We start from the raw sequence: 1,835 nt of genomic DNA, 5'->3' as shown, positions 1-1,835 counted from the left end.
TTTTGATTCTATTTCGGTTGATTCTATGTTGACCCATCCGCAGTCCAAATGTTTTCAAAATACTTACGTGCGTATGTGACTGCAACTGGAAGAGGTCGTTTTTGTCGGTGATGCCAACGTGCTTGCAACTGGGGTAACAAGTCATGAAAAACACGCTCAAATAGCTCTGCCGGAAAGCCGAGAAACCGCTGTGACAATGCTTGTTGCGATACGAGTACTGCTTTTCCCCAAAGTAACTCCTGTTGCTCTAACATCCGAGTCAACTCTTGCACCGATGGTACTTGTCGCCAAATTAATGTCAACACCGCAGCAACCATTAATGTCAGGTTGAGAATTCGCGATCGCCCTTTGGGCGGGCACTACGTGCCATCGCAACCCCAAACTTCGGTAATACGCACTTTGAGCGTAGATAGCTGGACTCAACAAGTCCTGTAGATGCGATGTGTTTCGCTTCATTATCCGCTTGCGGTGAGGAGCGACGGCGCACATGATCGGGATTTCTCGGCTTTTTGGTAGGCATTTCGGTCAGTTACTTACTGACTTTCAGTTTCTCAGCTTTTGGATGGGTATTACGATCGCCTGCTGTTTGACTATTGACAGACTGCAAAAATCCTTAACTTGTTACGAATCAGGGTAAAGATCTTTATCCATCTGTTTTTTTCCAGCAGAAAGCTTTGACAATTCTTGCTAGCAAAGGATCTTAGCCCTCTGTTTTTGCCCCACTTTTATCTTTGTTCAGTGTCCCAAAGTTTAGTGAGTGTTTCTTCTCCCACTTCTTTGGAGTTTTCAAATCCCACACTAAACCGAGCCAATTCAAACATTTCAAAACGTACCAGGCTACATCAATTTCCCACCATACAAATCCGTGCCGTGCAGAACTGGGGTCGTAATGATGGTTATTGTGAAATCCCTCACCTAGGGACACCAAACCTAAGACCCAAAGGTTACGGCTGTCATCTGTAGTCTCGAAGCGTCGGTATCCGTTAGGGCAATGGCAAGCTGACTGAATCAAATGAGTCGTATGCAAAATCATCACGTTGCTAACGCAAAATCCCCACACAAATCCTTCCCATCCGAAGAAGAAAAACATAGCAGCACCAAAAACTAGCCATGGCAGGATAAACCACCGATCTAACCATACGAGTTCTGGAAACTTGGCGAAATCTGGAATTTGGTCGTAATCGGTCTTCGCAAAGCGTTTATTAAAGAACCAACCACTGTGAGAGTAAATTAACCCTTGATAACGTGGCGAATGAAGGTCATCGGGTGTATCCGAGTAGCGGTGATGAAGACGATGTGTCTGCGCCCACCACAGAGGACCACGCTCGGCACACAGGCTGCCATGAAGAGCTAGGAGGAACTGCATCCAACGCGACGTTTTGAAAGACCGATGAGAAAAGTAACGATGGTATCCTGCCACAACTCCGAATTGACGAACAAAGTAGCTGATCAAACAAAGCAATACCCAGAACAAATTGAATTCTAACCAGAAGACACACAACGCTAATAGGTGAGTGGCAACGTACAAAATATGGAGGTGAGTTATCGGTAATATATTTTTATAATTCATAATTACTTGGTATTAGTGGTAAATGTTGCATTCGTTCATATAGTCTATACCTTTAGCTGTAGTAATGATATCGGGCATCACACCCCAATGCTCAATGGCAAACAGGCGACCTGTGCGTCCCATGCCAGATTGCACTTCATCTACTATCATCAGGATGCCAAAGCGATCGCATATTTCCCGCAGCCGCTGCAAAAACCCATCCTCTGGCACAATATAACCACCTTCTCCTTGTATCGCTTCGACAACGATTGCTGCCACCTCTTGC

General features: G+C 45.3%; 2 protein-coding genes and 1 pseudogene. All 3 read right to left on the bottom strand.

Annotation, left to right across the window (positions count from 1 at the left end; all coding sequences use genetic code 11):
- Window positions 1-29: 29 nt before the first annotated feature.
- A pseudogene (locus V5G28_RS04165) lies at window positions 30-456 on the bottom strand (IS4 family transposase); the annotation flags it as partial.
- Window positions 457-700: 244 nt separating this feature from the next.
- Window positions 701-1,570 carry an acyl-CoA desaturase gene (locus V5G28_RS04160; protein ID WP_073633180.1) on the bottom strand — a complete coding sequence of 290 codons (870 nt, stop codon included), beginning with the start codon at window positions 1,568-1,570 and terminating at the stop codon, window positions 701-703.
- Between the two features lie 12 nt (window positions 1,571-1,582).
- Window positions 1,583-1,835 (bottom strand): aminotransferase class III-fold pyridoxal phosphate-dependent enzyme (locus tag V5G28_RS04155; RefSeq protein ID WP_332990471.1); only part of this gene is annotated, 253 nt, incomplete at its 5' end.

The organism is Scytonema sp. PRP1 (assembly GCF_036697665.2).
Classification (GTDB): Bacteria; Cyanobacteriota; Cyanobacteriia; order Cyanobacteriales; family Nostocaceae; genus Kalymmatonema; species Kalymmatonema gypsitolerans.
The sequence above is the reverse complement of the archived record's forward strand: the minus strand, read 5'-3'. Positions and strand labels throughout refer to the sequence as shown.